Source organism: Pseudoalteromonas sp. OF5H-5, from assembly GCF_021530695.1.
Taxonomy (GTDB): Bacteria; Pseudomonadota; Gammaproteobacteria; order Enterobacterales; family Alteromonadaceae; genus Pseudoalteromonas.
Map to the genome: position 1 here is coordinate 110,203 of NZ_JAKGBF010000010.1, position 17,475 is coordinate 127,677.

Here is a 17,475-nt window from a genome sequence, read left to right on the forward strand (position 1 = left end):
TTCCTTTAGTTAGGCTTTTATCTCGGCCTTAAAGCCTTCACCGTACTGCGTTGCATCTAAATCAAACCACTGGGCAAGCGTTTGACCTATGTCAGCAAAACTTTGTCTTTCTCCTAACGGAGTATTGTTCATACCCAGTGTATACGCCAATACAGGCACGTACTCTCGCGTATGATCTGTGCCTTCTGCGGTTGGGTCACAACCATGGTCGGCAGTCACTAAAAGCAAGTCATCAGCTTTTAGTTTGGCAATAATTTCCGGTAAAAATGCGTCAAACTCAGCAAGTGCTTCTGCATATCCCACTGCATTTCTGCGGTGACCAAACTTTTCATCGAAGTCGACTAAGTTGGTGAAGATAAGACTATGGTCTGGTGCTGTGTCCATCACTTCGCTTGTCTTTGCTAGCAGATTCAAAAGACCAGGCGCTTTGTGCTTTTGCGTGATCCCTTGATGCGCATAAATATCTGCAATTTTACCAATACTAATTACTTCGCCACCGTCATTGGCTAGCTTATCTAGCACAGTCGGCGAAGGCGGTAATACCGAATAGTCTCGGCGGTTACCTGTACGAATAAAGTCGGCACTTGAAGTGCCTATAAATGGCCGCGCAATCACTCGTCCTATATTCATTTCATCAAGCAGTGCCCGTGCGATTTCACATACTTGATAAAGCTTGTCAAGTCCGAACGATTGTTCATGAGCGGCTATTTGAAAGACGCTATCAACTGAGGTGTAGCAAATCGGCTTACCGCTTTGTACGTGTTCTTCACCCAGCTGTTCTAAAATCGTTGTGCCCGACGCGTAACAGTTACCCAAAATACCAGGGATGTCTGCACGTTTGCACAACTCATCTATAAATTCTTGTGGGAAGCATGGGTTAGTATTTGGGAAGTAACCCCACTCAAACAATACTGGCACCCCAGCCATTTCCCAGTGGCCAGACGGCGTGTCTTTACCACTCGATAATTCTTTTGCATATCCCCAAGCAGCACTTGGCTCTATGGTTTGCGCCACGGCGCAGGTTTCTTTACCTGCAGCTTCACATGCTGCAATAAGGCCTAGTTTAGAAAGATTAGGTAAGTCTAACGCTTGTCCTTTTTCTTCTTTATACGCCTGTAATAAATGAGCGAGAGTATTCGCGCCTACGTCACCAAACTTTTCTGCGTCCGGTGCTGCGCCAATGCCTAGGCTATCCGCCATTAAAATGATTGCTCTTGCCATAGATACCTCTCTATACTGCTCAGGCTGTTATTTATTCTTAAATACATGGTTACCTTAAGCGTTGGTTACTTTATGTTTGGTTAAAAAAATCGTACAGGACATAAGTCCGCTGTCATAAAATAGTCACAAAATTCACGAAAAGCTGCGATCTTGCTAATTTGGCTCTGTCGCCCTTAAGCGGACATAAGTCCTGTTTTGAGTCCGCTAAACCCGTTAAATTTGCTCATTAAGCGAGGCAAAAGAGATTAATCGTGTCTTTTTTGCTATTGTGATCTTCCAACATAAACAACTGCTGGGTGTGAACTTTAGTGACACGAACTATTATAGCCATAGCTGGCGCATCTGCGTCTGGTAAGTCTCTTTTTAGTCAAACGATCTACAACGAACTAGTGAATGAGCTTGCCTCAGGCACTATCGCGGTAATCGAAGAGGACGCCTATTATAAAGATCAATCGCATTTACCTATAGAGCATCGTACTCAAACGAATTATGATCATCCTGATGCGTTTGAACACGAGTTGTTACGCGAGCATTTAACTAAGCTTCGCCTAGGTGAATCCGTAGAGGTTCCTACCTACGATTACGGACAGCATACACGTAGTGATAAAACCCGAATAGTAAACCCTGCTAAGATACTAATCGTCGAGGGTATATTACTACTGAGCGATCCTGCATTAAGTGAAGAGTTTGATATCAAGGTGTTCATTGATACACCTTTGGATATCTGTTTGCTGCGTCGCATGCAAAGAGATATAGAGCACAGAGGAAGAAGTCTGTCATCTGTGGTAGAACAATATCAGGCGACGGTAAGACCGATGTTTTATCAGTTTATCGAGCCATCCAAGCATAATGCCGACTTGGTTGTGACCCGTGGCGGTATGAATCGCGTTGCGATTGATATTATTAAAAGTAAAATAAAATATTTGCTACAAGAATAACGGGAAATTGGCATGACAACAATTATGAGCTTAGTGGGCATGATGATGCTCCTAGGCGTAGCATTTGCGTGTTCGACAAATCGCAGTGCTATTAATAAGCGTACCGTAGGCGTTGCATTTTTACTGCAAGTCCTTATTGGTGGCTTTGTACTCTTTATTGAAGCGGGTAAAAATGTATTAGCTTCAATGTCTAGCGCGGTTGCCAAAGTGATTAGCTATGCTAATGACGGTATCGGTTTCTTGTTCGGGCCATTAGCCAAACAAGACTCGCTAGGGTTTATCTTTGCGATTCAGGTATTACCAGTGATCGTGTTCTTCTCAGCGCTCGTTGCTGTGTTGTATCACCTTGGTATTATGAACTGGATCATTAAAATTTTAGGTGGTGGCTTGCAAAAGCTGCTGCAAACGTCACGACCAGAGTCGCTTTCAGCTACGGCAAATATTTTTGTCGGCCAAACGGAAGCCCCTTTGATCGTAAAACCGTTTATTCCAAAAATGACGCAATCAGAGTTGTTTGCAGTTATGGTGGGCGGTTTGGCGACGGTAGCAGGCTCTGTTATGGCGGGCTATGTGGCGATTGGTGTTGAACTTAAATACCTCATTGCCGCGAGTTTTATGGCAGCTCCTGGTGGTTTCTTAATGGCAAAAATGATTGTGCCAGAAACCGAGAAGCCACACGAAAACCTATCTGATGTAGATAGTGGTGATGATAAACCAGTAAACGTAATTGATGCAGCAGCATCAGGTGCATCAAGCGGTATGCACTTAGCACTGAACGTAGGTGCAATGCTACTTGCGTTTGTGGCACTAATTGCACTACTAAACGGTTTATTAGGCAGTATTGGTGGAATTTTTGATTACCCAACACTGACGCTACAAGAAATTTTAGGCTACGTCTTTGCCCCTGTTGCTTGGCTACTTGGGGTACCTTGGTCGGAAGCCGTGACGGCAGGTAGTTTTATCGGCCAAAAATTGGTAGTTAACGAGTTTGTTGCCTACCTAGATTATATGAATTATCGCGATACGTTGAGCACGCACACTCAAGCGATTGTCACATTTGCTTTGTGTGGATTTGCTAACTTATCGTCGATTGCCATCTTACTAGGCGGACTTGGTGGTATGGCCCCAAGTCGTAGAAAGGATATCGCTCGCCTAGGGCTCAGAGCAGTGTTAGCAGGGTCTATGGCTAACCTCATGAGTGCAGCAATTGCAGGTTTCTTCCTCTCGCTAGCTTAGAAACTTATTGAGATAAGCCGCAGTTGCAAAACAATTGGTTGGTTGCTTTAAGGGGTTAAAGTGACCACACTAACTTGAACGATACTTCACCAAAGGGCCTTTTAGGCCCTTTTATCGTTTCTGAGAAACGCTTTTACAGCACCATGTTGAGGGGCTGTCACTTCTCACCTACAGCTCCTTCATCGCTTTTGGTGGGAATATCTTTTCTTGTAACCCAGTTACTAAACTGACTCCAAGCAAAACTAAAATACTACCAAGGATTGTGTTAGCACCGATTTGCTCTTGTAAAAAGAGATGCCCCCATAAAATCCCAAACACAGGAATTAAAAAGGTAACAGATAAAGCAGACGCCGCGCCGAGATCTTCGACTAACTTAAAATAGAGAATATAGGCAACGCCTGTACATAATATGCCAAGCCCAACCACCGCACTTATCACCGTAGAGTCAGGCGTTTCTCTCATTGGCATAAACCAAATAAAAGGCAATACCAATAGCGCAGAGCCCCATAAGTTCCCATGGGCATGATTGAATGCGCTCATTTTTGGTGCCGTTTTGGTGTAATGAGAGGCCACCGCATAGCTCAGAGTCGCACACAGGGTTGCAATAATAGGTAACCATGCACCCTCGTCCAATACAGTGCTATCCAACCCGACTAGTGTGATAACACCTGCAATCCCAAATCCACATCCTAGCCACACCGACTTTTGAGTCGGCACTTTTAACCAAAACACACTGATTAACACCCCCCAAAATGGTGCGGTTGAATTTAAAATTGAGAGCATGGAAGCATCAAGCGTTTGCACGGCATAAGCGAATAACATAAAGGGTAACGCTGAGTTAAACAGTCCGAGGATTAAAAAGTGCTTTTTGTACTGCCAAAAATGTAAATTACGCTTTAATACTAAAGCAACCGCGGCGAGCGTTAACGCACCAAATAAGACTCGAAATTCAATGAGTACAGCAGGACCAAGGACACCGGCAGCCACCTTCATAAATAAAAATGAGCCACCCCAAATTGCAGCAAGTAACACTAAACCAAGAAACCCTTTCACTCCATACTCCAAGGTTAATATTAATGGAGCTTTACCTTACGCCGATATATAAATACAGCACAAGCCATTTTTGGTACTGTCATTAGGATGTGTTTAACTTTCTTTGAGAAAGAGGGAAAGGCTAAAACTTAAGGTATAGAATGAGACTCGCTTTTTACGCAATGATAGTCGCTTTGCTTATCCTCACCGGATGTAGCAAAAGGCAAACTCTAGAGCCAACAGAGCAAATACAATTGACTCAGTTGCCAGTCAGCCTCGCCCAACTTTCAAATGACGCGGCGCTAACCTTATTACTCATTGACGATCATTTGCTACAAGTATGGGATAACCAAAGCCAACAGTTGATTAAACAAATTGAAGGAAGTAAATACCAACTTACTTTTCGCGATGCTTTAATAGCGCCGAGCAAGCGCAGTATTATCAGTATTTCAGACACCCAACTTAACATCTGGCAATTACACTCAAACGAAGTTGTCAGTTATCCATTACCTGAACTTGACTCATTCAATCGCGTTACCAAGGCTCTGTGGTCCAGTGACGAGCAGTTTATCGCCCTTGGCTACAATGACGGCAGCATACTACTTTTAAGTTTAGATAAGCAGAGCATCACCAGAATAAACCTTCATGAAAGTAGCATTACACATTTGATTTTTAACCGGAGTTTAACCTCGCTCTACTCGGCCTCTTTAGACGGTCACGCTAAAAGGTTTGAGTTAACTAGTAAAGAAGTCACTGTAGATTATGAGCTGCCTCATCGTATTACCAGTTTGGCATTATCGCAAAATGAAAACTGGCTGTTCGTATCAGATGCCCTGCAAGACCAAAAATTCATTGATACGCGCACAGGTCAAGCAGTGTTATCTCTATCCTATCCTCAGCGCTTCAAGTTTTTTCGAAGTGCGCAATTCGTCGCTGACGACAAATTTCTGCTAACCACCTCTTCCAAGGAATATATTTCGCTATGGGAATTAACGTCGGGAAAAGAAATTGTCAGTTGGCCAATTGCACAACTGAATTTGGGCAGCACCGTTTATGATGTACACATCTCCGATAGTAATGTACTTACGACGATAAGTTCAGATGGGGTACTGGAAAAGTGGGCCTTAACACCTATTTTGTTTGATTATTAGAGACAAAAAAAGGTAGCATTCATCGATATTAAAAATATAATAAATACATCTATGGATCACGCAAATTTTGACAATCAATCGCACTGTTTAAATTGTCACACTCAACTTGTTGGCGAGTACTGCTCAGGTTGTGGACAGAAAAAAGCCTCAAGACTGACCTTTAAACACTTACGCATTTTGCTTCAAAGCGCACTGCTTGAACTCGAATCCCCTTTTTTTAAGTTGCTTTTTGGATTATTACTTAGACCTTTCAAGACTATTCTTGGATATTTGAATGGGCAGAGAAGCCGCTTTGGTAATCCCTTCAAGTTTAGTTTTATTCTACTCACCGTGATCGTGCTTGCCTCGCATCTACTTGAAATCAGTTTCATATCCAGCAGTCAACTTTTGGAATCGAAAGATCAGCTCAAATGGCAATCTGAAATCGTACTTTATGAGGCAACTCATGTTTATCGCGTCTTTATCCTGGCATTTTTACTCGGATTAGCCTCTAAGCTAGTGTATCGCTCTGTGCCCTACACAATGCTGGAGTACGCTATAGGACACCTACTCATTCTAACCTTAAGCGTCCTGCTATTCTCAATTCCACTACTGCTTGGTATCTTCGGCGAGCAGCTTTACGCAATTTTTTCGCTCTTATTTTCTGGTTTGTACAGCATAATACTTAACTATAAAATGGCGGAACATGAGTTGGTAAAGTGGAGAAATTGGGGTAAGGCAGTCCTAGCCTATGCGATAGGCTCGACACTATTTTCTGCAATTCTTACATTTTTATTTGGGGTATACAGTGGTTTTACTCACAAGATTTGATCTGCATGTGAATTATTTAGCTATGCCCTAGACAAGTCTGAGCTTGTCTAGGGCATAGCCATTAATACTACTGTTTTAGCTGTGCTTTTGCAGCCTCAACCTTTTCAAAATCAAGACCTAATTCGTTAACTGCTTCTTTGATCAATGCAGGATTTTGCATTACCAAGCCCATCAACTGTTGAAGCTTTTCGGGTGGAATTCCTAGTTGCTGAATAGTCGCCATCGCCATCATTGGATTTTCAGTCAGCTGGGTAAATACCGCTTGGATCTGTTCATCCGAAATATTGTGCTCTTTAAGTAATGCAATGATTGGGTTCATCTTGTTTCCTAACTATTTTTTACTAATCGTGCGGCGTAAAAACCGTCAAATTCTGAATTTACTCCTGGAAGTAAACGTAGTGAGTCTTCTAACTGCCAATTGGGGTTATTTGCCAAAAAGCGTTCAACCTGCTGCTCATTTTCAGAAGGAAGAATTGAACAAGTTGCATACACCAGTTTGCCGCCCACCTTACACATTTGACTGTAACGCGCTAGAATATCGGTTTGCAAAGCAATAAGTGTGTCTAAATTTTGCGAATTCAAGTGCCACTTTGCATCTGGATTCCGCTTTAATACACCAAGACCAGAGCACGGCACATCCAATAGCACGCGATCAAACTTCTCTTTTTGGCGCTTAATGGTTTTATTGTTTTGAATAACGCGCGTTTCAGCAACATGCACACCAGCACGTTTCGCTCGTTGTTTCAGCGTTTCAAGCTTATGTTCATGGATGTCCATAGACAACAAGCGACCTTTATTCTCCATTAGCGCCGCTATATGTAAGCTCTTGCCACCAGCGCCTGCACAGGCATCAACCACTTTATGACCGGGCTGTATTTCTAAAAAAGGCACGATTTGCTGAGAACCAGCATCTTGCATTTCAAACCAACCCGCCTGAAACGCTTGAGAGCGAAACAGATGGCTATTGGACTCAACTTTTAGCGCGACGTGAGAGTCAAGCGCAACCTGTGCAACCTTGATCCCTTCTTTTGCCAGAGACTCTGTTACTGTCGCAATATCGCTTTTTAGGCTATTTACTCGCAAATATTGTTGAGCACTTTGATTTAACGCGGATGCAACCGCAGGCCACTGCTCACCCAGTTGCTCATTCGCAACCTCGTTTAACCAATCTGGTAAAGATAAGCGAACAGCTTGAGGCGCCTGCTCAATTAAGCTTTGCAGCTTTTCCAGATTATAACGCTCGGTATCCACCCACTCTGGAAGCGGCTGCGCTGTAACAACTTGGCAAGTTAACCAGTAGCCAAAGCCATCTAGCGGCATTTCTTCATGCTCAAGTAGGTAAGCCAGTAACCGTTTAAAGCGGAAGATATGGTAATAATTGCTCACCACATACTGCCTTTCATCAAGGTTCCACTGAGGGTTGTTCTGTAGTAATTGAGTTAATGCTTTATCGGCATGAAGAGAAGTATCTAGCACATGTTCAATGCACTCAGACAGAGTTTGGACTAACGAGCGAGTTACAGACACGATATGGTCTCGATTATTGCTAAAACACTATTTTAGCGCGCATACCAAGGGGCTTCAATTGGAGTTTATGATATTAGCTGAAATTAAGGTAATGAATCGAAGCACACAACAATATGCGACTTCGATTCATTTTTACATTATTACAGCGAGTCGATTATCGGCTTAAATATCCAATACGGTTGAGCTCATCAGCTCGGTGACGCAATGGGTCCTGAATACGGCAGATCCCCTGCCCTTGTTCAATAAACTTAGCGAGCGTCTCGTTTCCTTGATAGCCACCAGAATCATTACAAGAGTCTGGTAGTAGTCTTGTTTTTAGCTCCTGAGGGTCAAAGGTGCTCACACCCGTTTCAGTAGCAAGCTTTACCTGCTCATTTATCGCGTATGATGTTGCAACTGGTGTTGTCCAAGAGGAGCCATACAAGGCTTGCTCTACACCATAGCGCATACCAAGTACATCAGGTTCCATTTTAGGCGTACTATTTTTTGCCGTGCTGTCGTATGGGTCATAGCCGACATTAATATACAAATCGATGCTTTCATTGCCCACAAAACTGTCTGGCTGCTCTATATAAACCTGTTGCCACTCAGATTTTCCAAATGGCTGAATTGTCGTGTTTTTTGCTGAAGTTGAATACTGATAAACCCGAATTCGATTGCTAAATTGCATGAGATCCAAATCATCATTGCTTGTCACAGCATCAATGTTACCAGCATGAAATGCAAGCGCGCTGGGTGAGCTAAATATCGCCTCATAAACAGGCTTCAAAGCATATAAAAACTCTGTAGCTTTTGCGTTATTCAGCTCTCCCGAACACGCATTCTGCTCCCATGCGATATACACATCTTGTAGCGTAAAGCCGCCCGAATAGTTAATAAATTCAACTTCGTTCGCTTCAATAATATCAGCAGTTAACGAGCTTGCTGCACTGGTCATGAAACGAGAAAATTCACTGACATCTTGCGCACAGAGCGCGTTTTTATGCTGAATAAAAGGTGAGAAAGACTCAGTATCAATAGCAACAAACTCTGCCTCAGGGTTATGCTGAGCAAGATAACCAAATACCTTAGTGCCATGACTATTAAAATTACGCTTCGTGACTCTATCTGCTTTATCTGCAGGCACTACTGCCCTATATTTAATAGCGAGATCAGATAACCACGCGGCGGGTAGAAATGCAGGCTGCGGAGAGTCAAATTTTTCATTCGTAAAGGTAAACTGATTGACCTCTGTTAATAGTTTAACTCCCAGCTTTGAAAGGTTTACCTCTGGATTATCCGCGATAAAAGTTTTGGATTGAGGGTCATATTTAAACGCAGCCTTGACTCGAGAGCGGTATCTAAGCGCCGTATGAAAGTCCATTCCATAATCTAAAACTAGCAATGTTTGCGATGATTTTGTCCGAGATTGGTCAAACACACCATCATTAAACTTTACATTAACGATATCGCACATTTCATGGGTCGCTGTCGTATCTGTACAGTTTATGCCTTGCGAGGTCATTACTTCGATTGCATCTGCGACGTACTGTTTGCCCTGCTGTTCAATTGCGTCCATAAACACACTGGGATCGGGCTCAACTATAACTGGATCTGGTGGCGGTTTAATTGGATCCGGTATAGGATCATTTGAATCACTCCCTCCACCGCAACCAAAAACAAATAACAAAGACGAAACGGCAAATAAAGTACCTGTTATTTTAACCATAAACCCTATCCTTAGAATGGTGCTCGATACATTATATTTTGCCTACCAAGCAAAATATTCAAACACAACAAATTAACAAAAAATTTTCTTAGAAACTATATCATGGATTGTCAAACAGGCACCATAAAGTAACAAATTAGTACAAAGTCCTAATTAGCTACTAGTTTAGATACTGTTGACGATTCAGTTCATCAATACGATGCTTCAATGGATCTTGAATTCTACATACTCCTTCACCATCACGAATGAATTGAGATAGCCTAAAGTTGATGAAGTAGCCACCATTGTCAAAACACTGACTTGGTAACAAAGTCTGTTTTAACAGCGCAGGGTCAAACCAAGTTATTTGCCTATCAAGCTCAAGTTGAGTTTGTGTCGCAATCGCATAAGAAGTGACGATCGGCGTAGCCCAAGAGGATGATGGGAACTCCCAATCGGCACCGTAGCGCATTCCATAAACATCTGAGGCCATTTTCGGCGTGCTATTTTGTTCCCAGAAGTCGCTTCTGCCATAGCCAAAGTTTACATATAGATCGATATACTTATCTCCATTAAACTCAGAAGTATGATCTACAAAAACCTGTTGCCAATTTAAATCGCCTGTAGCCGTTATATTGGTGTCCACCGGACCGGTGGTATAGGACATCACACGTACCCGATTAGGGTACTCGGTTACATCTAAGGGATTCTCACCGCTACTAGCGCCAATCGCTCCGGCATGAAGGCCTAGTACTCCGTGGGTATTAAACAGTACATCATAAATAGGCTTGATACTCTTTACAAATTCGGTAGCGGTACTATTGCTCAATTGGCCATTACATGAGCTAGCAGACCACGCATTACGAACATCGGTTCTTTCAAAGCCGCCGGAATAGTTTATATACTCAACACCATGCTGCTCAATAACATCGGCTCGTAAGGAGTTTGCAGCCCTTTGCATGTTGCTATGTAACGCTTCGATATCACGGCTGCAAAGTACATCTTTATGATTGATAAATGGAGAAAAGCTCTCAGTATCAACAATGACAAACTCGGCATCGGGATTGTGTTGTGCTAAGTAACCAAAAACCTTAGTTCCATGACTAAAGTGCGGCTTTCCAGTTATATGATCGTATTTATCGTGTTTCGCTATCGAAACATATTTAGCCGCTAACTCCCCAAGCCAAGCCGCAGGCAAAAAGCCACTTTCGGTATACCCTGTCTCGCCATTGAGATAGGTAAATCCGTCAAGCTCAGTTAGCAACTTTTTCCCTAATTTTGAGATAGTCACCGATGGATTATCAGCTACAAAAGACTGGCTCTGATGATCATATTTATACGTCGCGATGACTCGGCTTCGGTAACGCAATACCGTTTGCAAATCCATACCGTAATCTAATACTAATACAGTCTGCTGCGATTTAGTCCTTTGTGGATCATAATTACCGTCATTAAAATGAACAGTGACAGAATCACACATCGGGTGTGATTGTTCGGCCAAATCACAGGCAATATTTTGCTCTGTCATCCAGTTAATTGAATCTGAAATATATTGCTGAGCAAATGGTTTAACAGGGTGCATACTGGCATGACTTGATGCTACATATAAAGCACTCAATAAAAAAACAGCTTTTGCGGAGTTACCCATTACAAAGTCCTTCTTTTAAATCTCTTGATTTTTGATAATGTAAGTTAAAGCACTATTTTTACGACTGCTTTTTAAATAACTTCTGTACTATTAATATTGTTTCATCTACGCTTTTCTTACGATTGATAATTGCACCAAATTGATTGGCGTAAATTTTCCTGATGTCTGTATGAAAGTCGTCATAATATCCGAGCTCCATCATTACAGTCTCTGGAGAATCAATCACTTGTGTATCTCCATAGGTAGCAATGGAAGCATAAACCAAATCTTCAAGATCTAGGTCTCTGCGCTTTTCAATCGTCTCACCGTTTACCAATTTCGCATTTAATGCGTGTGCAACTTGCCCAGTAGCCTCATACAAAGGCCCCGGCTCTCCCGCTTTGGCAAGTTCGTCTAACAAACGAATTGAAAACACTCTAACCAGCGCTTGTTGCTCACCAAATGTTTTTTCAGCGTGCTCATAATCCACAAGGCTTTGCTTTGCAATTTCAATCATCTTGGCGTCATGTAATAAGTCTTGCATCTCTTCGCTAATAAAAGAGGCAGAATTAAACTTACCCACTGACAATTGCATTCTCTCAAAAGCCGTTAATAATCGAACCTCAGGGGTGGCAAGTTTAGGATCGGCTTTAGGTAACTTAGTATTGATTTCATTGATAAGCTTTTTGTCCAACTCATCGAGTTTACTTATTTCCATTTCCTCATTTTTAGCGAGTGCTGTTGTTGGATTATTTCTTACCTCATTTCCCGCTCCAACTTCTGCAACAGAAAACAAGTTAAACTTAAAAGCTGCCAGAGCTATCACAGCGACCAAACTTGTAATCAAAATACTTTTTTTCATAAGAATAAAACCTAAAAATTAAACCGAGACATAATTTGAAAGATAAAAACCTGCTAGTGTTCGAACTGGAAAGTAGTGCCAACTTCATTACAAAAAATAGCCATAATAGCTTTTCAAAATCCTGTGCAGTATCAGGGCTGTGCTACTCATAATGGCAACTTTACTCATTGCTATCCGCGTCTTATAAACACCACGGCTATTTTTAGCGGTATGTACAGCGTTTGCGACGGAGCAACTAAACTGATTTAAATGCAATCACGAGTAAAGGCTGCTGTCTCAAATGACAACCCAACTTCAAATCAAACAGATAGAAAAAGGGAAGGAATAACCTTCCCGATTGAAGAATTATTTACTGGCGTACTACAACTTGGCCTAATTCAGCTTGTAGCTGATTTTGCCAAGTCAAATCACCAACTAAAATGTCGTTTGCAATAATGATGTGATTTACTACTTCTGCACCATTGGTTTCAAAGTTGTATACATCCTGCTTGGTAGGCTCACGAGTAATTGAAGCAACTGAAAGCTCAACGCCATCTGCACGCAACATCGTTTGGCCTAACTCAACATCTTTAGCCGCAACCATCGCGCCATTGCCTAAAAGCATACCGTGGTGCTGAGTCACTTTAAGTTCAGAGCCATCTTCTAAAATAAACACGTAAAGATCTGATTCTTCTGCACCTTTAGTACGTGCTCTCATTTCAAACGTGTTTGTCGATAGCAAGCTCAAAGAAGCATCCTTTGCTAGGCCAACCAAACCATAGCTATCATCTATATGTTTTGCTGCTACATCGACAATATCACCACCTTTGGTAACACGGATTAATGTATTCGCTTCAAAACAACCACACTTACATACTGCACCAACCGTTCTGTCGTAAAAGTCGACAACAGGATAGAAACCATTTGCTTTACCCCACTCACCAGCTCTAGCAGTGATATAGCCTTCACGAACAGCCCAATCTATACGTTTAACACACTCTGTCGCTGAAATAGCCTTTTTCGCACAGCGTCCATGAGCGGCATTATCGGTAGTCGCTTGACTTTGATAAGCAGCAATATCCATTGCCGCTTCTGATTTGAATGCAATAAGTGCAAACAACGTAGTGAATAAAATCATCAAAGATCTCATAGAAAAATTTCCTTGTAATTAATGTAAATTGAAGTTTATTTCACAGCTTCAGCTTTAAGGGTGACATTATTAAAAGCACTATACCCATAGGCTGATAAGTACCAAGTGCCACTCGCAGGGTTAGTGATGACACATGATTCGTTTGAAGTATCCGGATTTTCTGAAGCGCAGTCGTTATCGATAGGATAAGGTTCTTGACCATGCTTGATATAAAGATCAGCGTCACCTGTTCCACCGGATAAACTAACTACCAATTTGGTCGTGCCTGAAGCAACATTGAAAGGGAATACTTTAGACTGGCCTTTGTTACCACTGACTATTTCAACTAAGCCATCTCCAGGTTGGTCTTCAAATTTTGCATAGACCAATTTGTTTGGCGAACCAACCACATCCGAAATTTTGTTTTGAGAGGCGTTGTTACTAATTGCCGCAGTCACCTGAGCTGGATTTAGGTTTGGTGATTTAGACAAATGTAGCGCAGCTACACCCGCAACGTGAGGCGATGCCATTGATGTACCGCTAATCGTTTTCGTTGCACTATTAGAACCAATCCATGCAGACGTGATTGAAGATCCTGGTGCGAATACGTCGACACACTTCCCGTAGTTAGAAAAACCAGATCTTGCGTCATTGATATCTGAAGAGGCAACAGTGATTGCAGAAGGCTCGCTTGCTGGTGATTTAGAACAAGCATCACCACGGTCATTGCCCGCAGCCACTACAAAAGTAATGCCACGATTCACCGCATTTGCTACTGCGTTATTAACAGCTTGAGATTTGCCGCCTCCCAAACTCATATTTGCAACAGATGGTCCAGAAGCATTACCTGCTACCCAGTCGATCCCTGCGATTACGCCAGCATACGATCCCGAACCACTACAGTTAAGAACTCGCACACCAACTAAATCTGCTGCTTTGGCAACCCCATATTGCGAACCACCGATCGTACCTGCAACGTGTGTACCGTGACCATTACAATCCTGAGAAACAGCGTCGTTATCAACGAAATCATACCCATTTCTAGCACGGCCACCAAAATCATTATGGCTGTTTAACACCCCAGTATCAATTATGTAAGCAGTGACACCCTGACCGTTGTTCGCACCTACATATTTCTTGTCTAATGGACGATCTCTTTGATCGATGCGGTCCAAGCCCCAAGTAGGGTTATTTTGTAACGCGTGGAAATCAGAGAACTGTGGATCAATGGTAAAAGTCGCATTTTGCTCAACGAACTTAATGTCTGGATGAGAGAGTAGCTTCAATAACTGCTCGGAGCTTGCTTTAACAGCAACACCGCCTAAGTTATCATATTGATACTCAACATCTAAGCCAAACTCAGCGCTTAACTTCGTCGTTAACGATTCCGTAAATGCCGCTTTGGTGGTGATATCCGCATTAATTAGAGCAGCCGGTGTGTTGTACACAATAATATAGCTGTCTTTAATCGCCTGTGATCCCGACGAGTTACTGTAAAACTCAGCTGCTTGAACTGTAGACCCAAGCATAAGGCTCAATAACAAGGGAGTTATTTTCCTTTTTTTCATGATTTTTCCTTTTTATTTTAAAAATCAAAGTAAATTCCAATTTATACCGACTAAAAAAGTAATGCAAACTACAACTTAAACTACAGATATACATACAAACACATTTTAGCGACAACAAAGTTACACATAAAAAACAAAAAAACAAAAAAACAAACATCAGATGAACAATTCAAAAAGACGAAACAAAAAACCAAAATTAGCAATACTTTCAGCAATTTAAAAAACCTTACTCAAAATCATCGAAAAGCAAAATAAAACAAAAAACACAACAAGCAGCTTTTTTAAATATTGGAAAAATAAAAATAAACCAAAAACCATCACAAAAATGATAAACAAGCATTTAAAAACCTTAAATAAATAACAATAAAATAAGATTACAATTGTAGTAAGGTGGGGTATTTTGAAAAAATCAATAGAACTAAAAGTAATACAAGGTGAGTTTTAGAAAAAAATAAATCTATTAAGAATAGAGGCGGGAAACCCGCCAACACTATCTAGTTAACAGCCAACCAAGGGCCAGAGCCATCGGCAGCAGGTATATTGCCTTTAGTCCACCACTTGGCTTCGTAGATCACACCATTGTAGCTCGCTCTATCACCTTTTAAGTAAACCTTGTCGGCATCCCAAGCGGGTACACCGTCAACAGGCGGTTCGGTAGGATTGGTTGGTAAATCATCGACAACTCGTACTTCAGGCCAGCTTGCGTGTGATTGATAAAAGTTTGTCACGCATTTCTCGTAGTCTCCTGGCACAAGCGCTGAATAAGCCGTTTGATACCCCACGAGTTTACACTCAAATGAATATCCTCCGGGGCGATCTGCATAATAAGCCCAATCACCTTCCCAGTTGGTGTAGAGGACATCAGTTGCGCCGTCAAGATTTAAGCTTCCGTATGGTGTTTGCTGCCAACAGGTATTTTCTTCATCGGCTTCAATGGTGATGTTGTAATAATGCGAGAGTCCTTCCCAATAACGAATACGGTTAACGGGCTGACCCTTGTCTTTATTTTGCGCGCCGCATTCAATACCACCATTGATAATATTAATCGTGGTACCAAAGCCATAACCAATCCCCGCCTCACTTTCACGCAATGATGGCGTCCAAGTTCTATCAATAACGTGTAACATTGCAGGTTTTGGCGCTTGCGGCGTTAAGAAAAACCAAATTGCAGACGCTAAATTTAGCCAAGAGTCAGCCACTAAGCCCGGATTGTTTAATAACACCGTTGCATCACCGTTAAACATGACTTCACTGAACGCGCCGTAGTTGAAGTGATATGAAAGCTGCTTAGCGCCTCGGCCAAAATATCCTTGTCCCGCCCCACATGGCCAGCGGCGATTTTGCCAGTCATTTTGTCCACACCCTGTGGTATAACCAACTTGTCCTTCTGACCAACCCATTTCACGCACATGCACCAAAGCTTGTTGCCATTCTTCTAACCCGAGAGGGTTATCAGAAATGTTGTCTTTGGCAATATGCCCCCCTGTTTCTTGGGCAAAATGCGCAAAAGCAGTCACAATAGAGCGTTTACAAATTGCATCGGCGTCTCGGCCATCAGTATAGTCGCCGCAAAATGCGGGAAATTTACCAATGGCACGTAAAAAGCGAGTGTAGGTGTATTCAGGTGCCGCCATTTGCGTAAGAAATTGCCACTGGGTTTGACCAAATACCCGTTCAGCTCTTTTTACATTATCAGGGTTACTGGCAAGGCCCGGCGAAATTGCCTCTACAGCAGCATTATCTCTTGTTTCCAGTGCTTTAGACCAAATAGCATACATAGGGTTGTTGGTTTTCGCGCTCTCGGCATTCTTCAATTCTATTCGAGAAACAATATAACCATTGGGGTTTTGTGGATCGGGCTGCGGACTCATGGCCATTACTTGACTTGCAGTTATGGCAAGCGAAACTGCAGTCGCTAGTTTTAGAGTATTCATACTTTTCCTTTACATGTTGTTGTTAATAATGAGACTCATCAATTCAACAATTATTAACAAAATGACATCGCTGTCAAATTTTGTTCACTTTTTATTCTTGCCACGCTTCTAAAAGCGCCAGTGAAAATTGCTAAATCTTCGCGTTTTTTGTACATGATCTAACGTGGTATGCTAGTCAAAACGCCTCACAGTAAATAACAACAATAGAGCAGCCTATGAAAATTATTCCTTTACAACCAGAACATTTCGAGCGTGTTATCGCACTTGGTAATCTCGTTCATGGTGACAATTATCTTGATGACGCAAGCATTGAACAAATGCACCAAAAAGGCTGTAAAAACGGTATTAATGCTTCCTTTGTTGCCCTAAACGATGAAGGCGAATTACTCGGTTTTAGAACATCATATAGCGCCGGACAATGGCCTATAGATAGGTGGAGTTCACCGTCTTTGTGGCCTGTTGATCAAAATGATATGGCATATTTTAAATGTATCGCGGTATCACCGAACGCACAGGGCCAAGGTATTGGACCCCAATTACTAAAACACGCAATAACAGCATTAACACAACAAGGCGCGAGAGCTGGCGTTGCACATCTTTGGAAACAAAGCCCAGGTAACGGTGCCGTTAAATACTTCACTAAGGCCGGTGGCAAATTGATAAAAGTCCATGATGATAAGTGGTTAGACGACTGTATCTATCACGGCTATGTCTGTACTATTTGTGGTACTGAATGCCATTGCCAAGCAGCAGAAATGGTATTGGAGTTTTAAG

At 42.1% G+C, this 17,475-nt stretch carries 15 protein-coding genes; 5 read left to right on the top strand and 10 right to left on the bottom strand.

Going from position 1 to position 17,475, the window contains the following annotated elements; genetic code table 11:
- Positions 1 to 9: 9 nt before the first annotated feature.
- Positions 10 to 1,221, bottom strand: a complete 1,212-nt coding sequence (locus tag L1271_RS15475; protein WP_235368225.1) for a phosphopentomutase — start codon at positions 1,219 to 1,221, stop codon at positions 10 to 12.
- Between the two features lie 308 nt (positions 1,222 to 1,529).
- Between L1271_RS15475 and udk the strand changes: the two genes are divergently transcribed.
- Positions 1,530 to 2,159, top strand: coding sequence for a uridine kinase (gene udk, locus L1271_RS15480; protein WP_010603723.1), 630 nt, complete (start codon positions 1,530 to 1,532; stop codon positions 2,157 to 2,159).
- A 12-nt stretch (positions 2,160 to 2,171) separates the two neighbouring features.
- Positions 2,172 to 3,395, top strand: coding sequence for a NupC/NupG family nucleoside CNT transporter (locus L1271_RS15485; protein ID WP_010369948.1), 1,224 nt, complete (start codon positions 2,172 to 2,174; stop codon positions 3,393 to 3,395).
- 168 nt (positions 3,396 to 3,563) lie between these two features.
- Here the strand turns inward: L1271_RS15485 and L1271_RS15490 are convergent, their stop codons facing one another.
- The gene (locus L1271_RS15490; protein WP_010603724.1) at positions 3,564 to 4,448 is read right to left on the bottom strand and encodes a DMT family transporter; all 885 of its coding nucleotides are present in this window, start codon (positions 4,446 to 4,448) and stop codon (positions 3,564 to 3,566) included.
- 140 nt (positions 4,449 to 4,588) lie between these two features.
- Between L1271_RS15490 and L1271_RS15495 the strand changes: the two genes are divergently transcribed.
- Together L1271_RS15495 and L1271_RS15505 are read left to right on the top strand one after the other, a co-directional pair.
- A complete protein-coding gene (locus L1271_RS15495; RefSeq protein WP_211865117.1) occupies positions 4,589 to 5,578 on the top strand; it encodes a WD40 repeat domain-containing protein in 990 nt (329 codons plus the stop codon).
- Positions 5,579 to 5,965: 387 nt separating this feature from the next.
- Entirely contained in the window at positions 5,966 to 6,388 is a 423-nt protein-coding gene (locus tag L1271_RS15505; RefSeq protein WP_235368272.1) for a hypothetical protein, read from the top strand.
- A 67-nt stretch (positions 6,389 to 6,455) separates the two neighbouring features.
- Here L1271_RS15505 and L1271_RS15510 read toward each other — a convergent pair whose 3' ends face one another.
- The 8 genes from L1271_RS15510 to L1271_RS15545 all read right to left on the bottom strand — a co-directional run bounded on the left by L1271_RS15510 (position 6,456) and on the right by L1271_RS15545 (position 16,701).
- Positions 6,456 to 6,707, bottom strand: a complete 252-nt coding sequence (locus L1271_RS15510) for a DUF2999 family protein (protein WP_010369956.1) — start codon at positions 6,705 to 6,707, stop codon at positions 6,456 to 6,458.
- Positions 6,708 to 6,715: 8 nt separating this feature from the next.
- Positions 6,716 to 7,915 carry an RsmB/NOP family class I SAM-dependent RNA methyltransferase gene (locus L1271_RS15515; protein ID WP_029215710.1) on the bottom strand — a complete coding sequence of 400 codons (1,200 nt, stop codon included), beginning with the start codon at positions 7,913 to 7,915 and terminating at the stop codon, positions 6,716 to 6,718.
- 154 nt (positions 7,916 to 8,069) lie between these two features.
- On the bottom strand, positions 8,070 to 9,623 hold the full coding sequence (locus L1271_RS15520) for a hypothetical protein (RefSeq protein ID WP_235368226.1): 1,554 nt from the start codon (positions 9,621 to 9,623) through the stop codon (positions 8,070 to 8,072).
- 160 nt (positions 9,624 to 9,783) lie between these two features.
- A complete protein-coding gene (locus L1271_RS15525) occupies positions 9,784 to 11,250 on the bottom strand; it encodes a hypothetical protein (RefSeq protein WP_235368227.1) in 1,467 nt (488 codons plus the stop codon).
- Positions 11,251 to 11,308: 58 nt separating this feature from the next.
- On the bottom strand, positions 11,309 to 12,091 hold the full coding sequence (locus L1271_RS15530; protein ID WP_235368228.1) for a hypothetical protein: 783 nt from the start codon (positions 12,089 to 12,091) through the stop codon (positions 11,309 to 11,311).
- A 349-nt stretch (positions 12,092 to 12,440) separates the two neighbouring features.
- Entirely contained in the window at positions 12,441 to 13,220 is a 780-nt protein-coding gene (locus L1271_RS15535; RefSeq protein ID WP_235368229.1) for a Hint domain-containing protein, read from the bottom strand.
- Between the two features lie 35 nt (positions 13,221 to 13,255).
- Positions 13,256 to 14,767 (bottom strand): S8 family serine peptidase, encoded by a 1,512-nt coding sequence (locus L1271_RS15540; RefSeq protein WP_235368230.1) that lies wholly within the window; start codon positions 14,765 to 14,767, stop codon positions 13,256 to 13,258.
- Between the two features lie 494 nt (positions 14,768 to 15,261).
- Complete coding sequence (locus L1271_RS15545; protein WP_235368231.1) at positions 15,262 to 16,701, bottom strand: chitinase; 1,440 nt, start codon at positions 16,699 to 16,701, stop codon at positions 15,262 to 15,264.
- Between the two features lie 215 nt (positions 16,702 to 16,916).
- Between L1271_RS15545 and L1271_RS15550 the strand changes: the two genes are divergently transcribed.
- On the top strand, positions 16,917 to 17,474 hold the full coding sequence (locus L1271_RS15550) for a GNAT family N-acetyltransferase (protein WP_102058401.1): 558 nt from the start codon (positions 16,917 to 16,919) through the stop codon (positions 17,472 to 17,474).
- Position 17,475 lies beyond the last annotated feature (1 nt).

What these genes read in the sequence shown, in the direction of transcription:
- L1271_RS15475 (WP_235368225.1), bottom strand. Translation starts at nt 1,221, where the DNA reads ATGGCAAGAGCAATCATTTTAATGGCGGATAGCCTAGGCATTGGCGCA.
- L1271_RS15485 (WP_010369948.1), top strand. Translation starts at nt 2,172, where the DNA reads ATGACAACAATTATGAGCTTAGTGGGCATGATGATGCTCCTAGGCGTA.
- L1271_RS15495 (WP_211865117.1), top strand. Translation starts at nt 4,589, where the DNA reads ATGAGACTCGCTTTTTACGCAATGATAGTCGCTTTGCTTATCCTCACC.
- L1271_RS15510 (WP_010369956.1), bottom strand. Translation starts at nt 6,707, where the DNA reads ATGAACCCAATCATTGCATTACTTAAAGAGCACAATATTTCGGATGAA.
- L1271_RS15520 (WP_235368226.1), bottom strand. Translation starts at nt 9,623, where the DNA reads ATGGTTAAAATAACAGGTACTTTATTTGCCGTTTCGTCTTTGTTATTT.
- L1271_RS15525 (WP_235368227.1), bottom strand. Translation starts at nt 11,250, where the DNA reads ATGGGTAACTCCGCAAAAGCTGTTTTTTTATTGAGTGCTTTATATGTA.
- L1271_RS15530 (WP_235368228.1), bottom strand. Translation starts at nt 12,091, where the DNA reads ATGAAAAAAAGTATTTTGATTACAAGTTTGGTCGCTGTGATAGCTCTG.
- L1271_RS15535 (WP_235368229.1), bottom strand. Translation starts at nt 13,220, where the DNA reads ATGAGATCTTTGATGATTTTATTCACTACGTTGTTTGCACTTATTGCA.
- L1271_RS15540 (WP_235368230.1), bottom strand. Translation starts at nt 14,767, where the DNA reads ATGAAAAAAAGGAAAATAACTCCCTTGTTATTGAGCCTTATGCTTGGG.
- L1271_RS15545 (WP_235368231.1), bottom strand. Translation starts at nt 16,701, where the DNA reads ATGAATACTCTAAAACTAGCGACTGCAGTTTCGCTTGCCATAACTGCA.
- L1271_RS15550 (WP_102058401.1), top strand. Translation starts at nt 16,917, where the DNA reads ATGAAAATTATTCCTTTACAACCAGAACATTTCGAGCGTGTTATCGCA.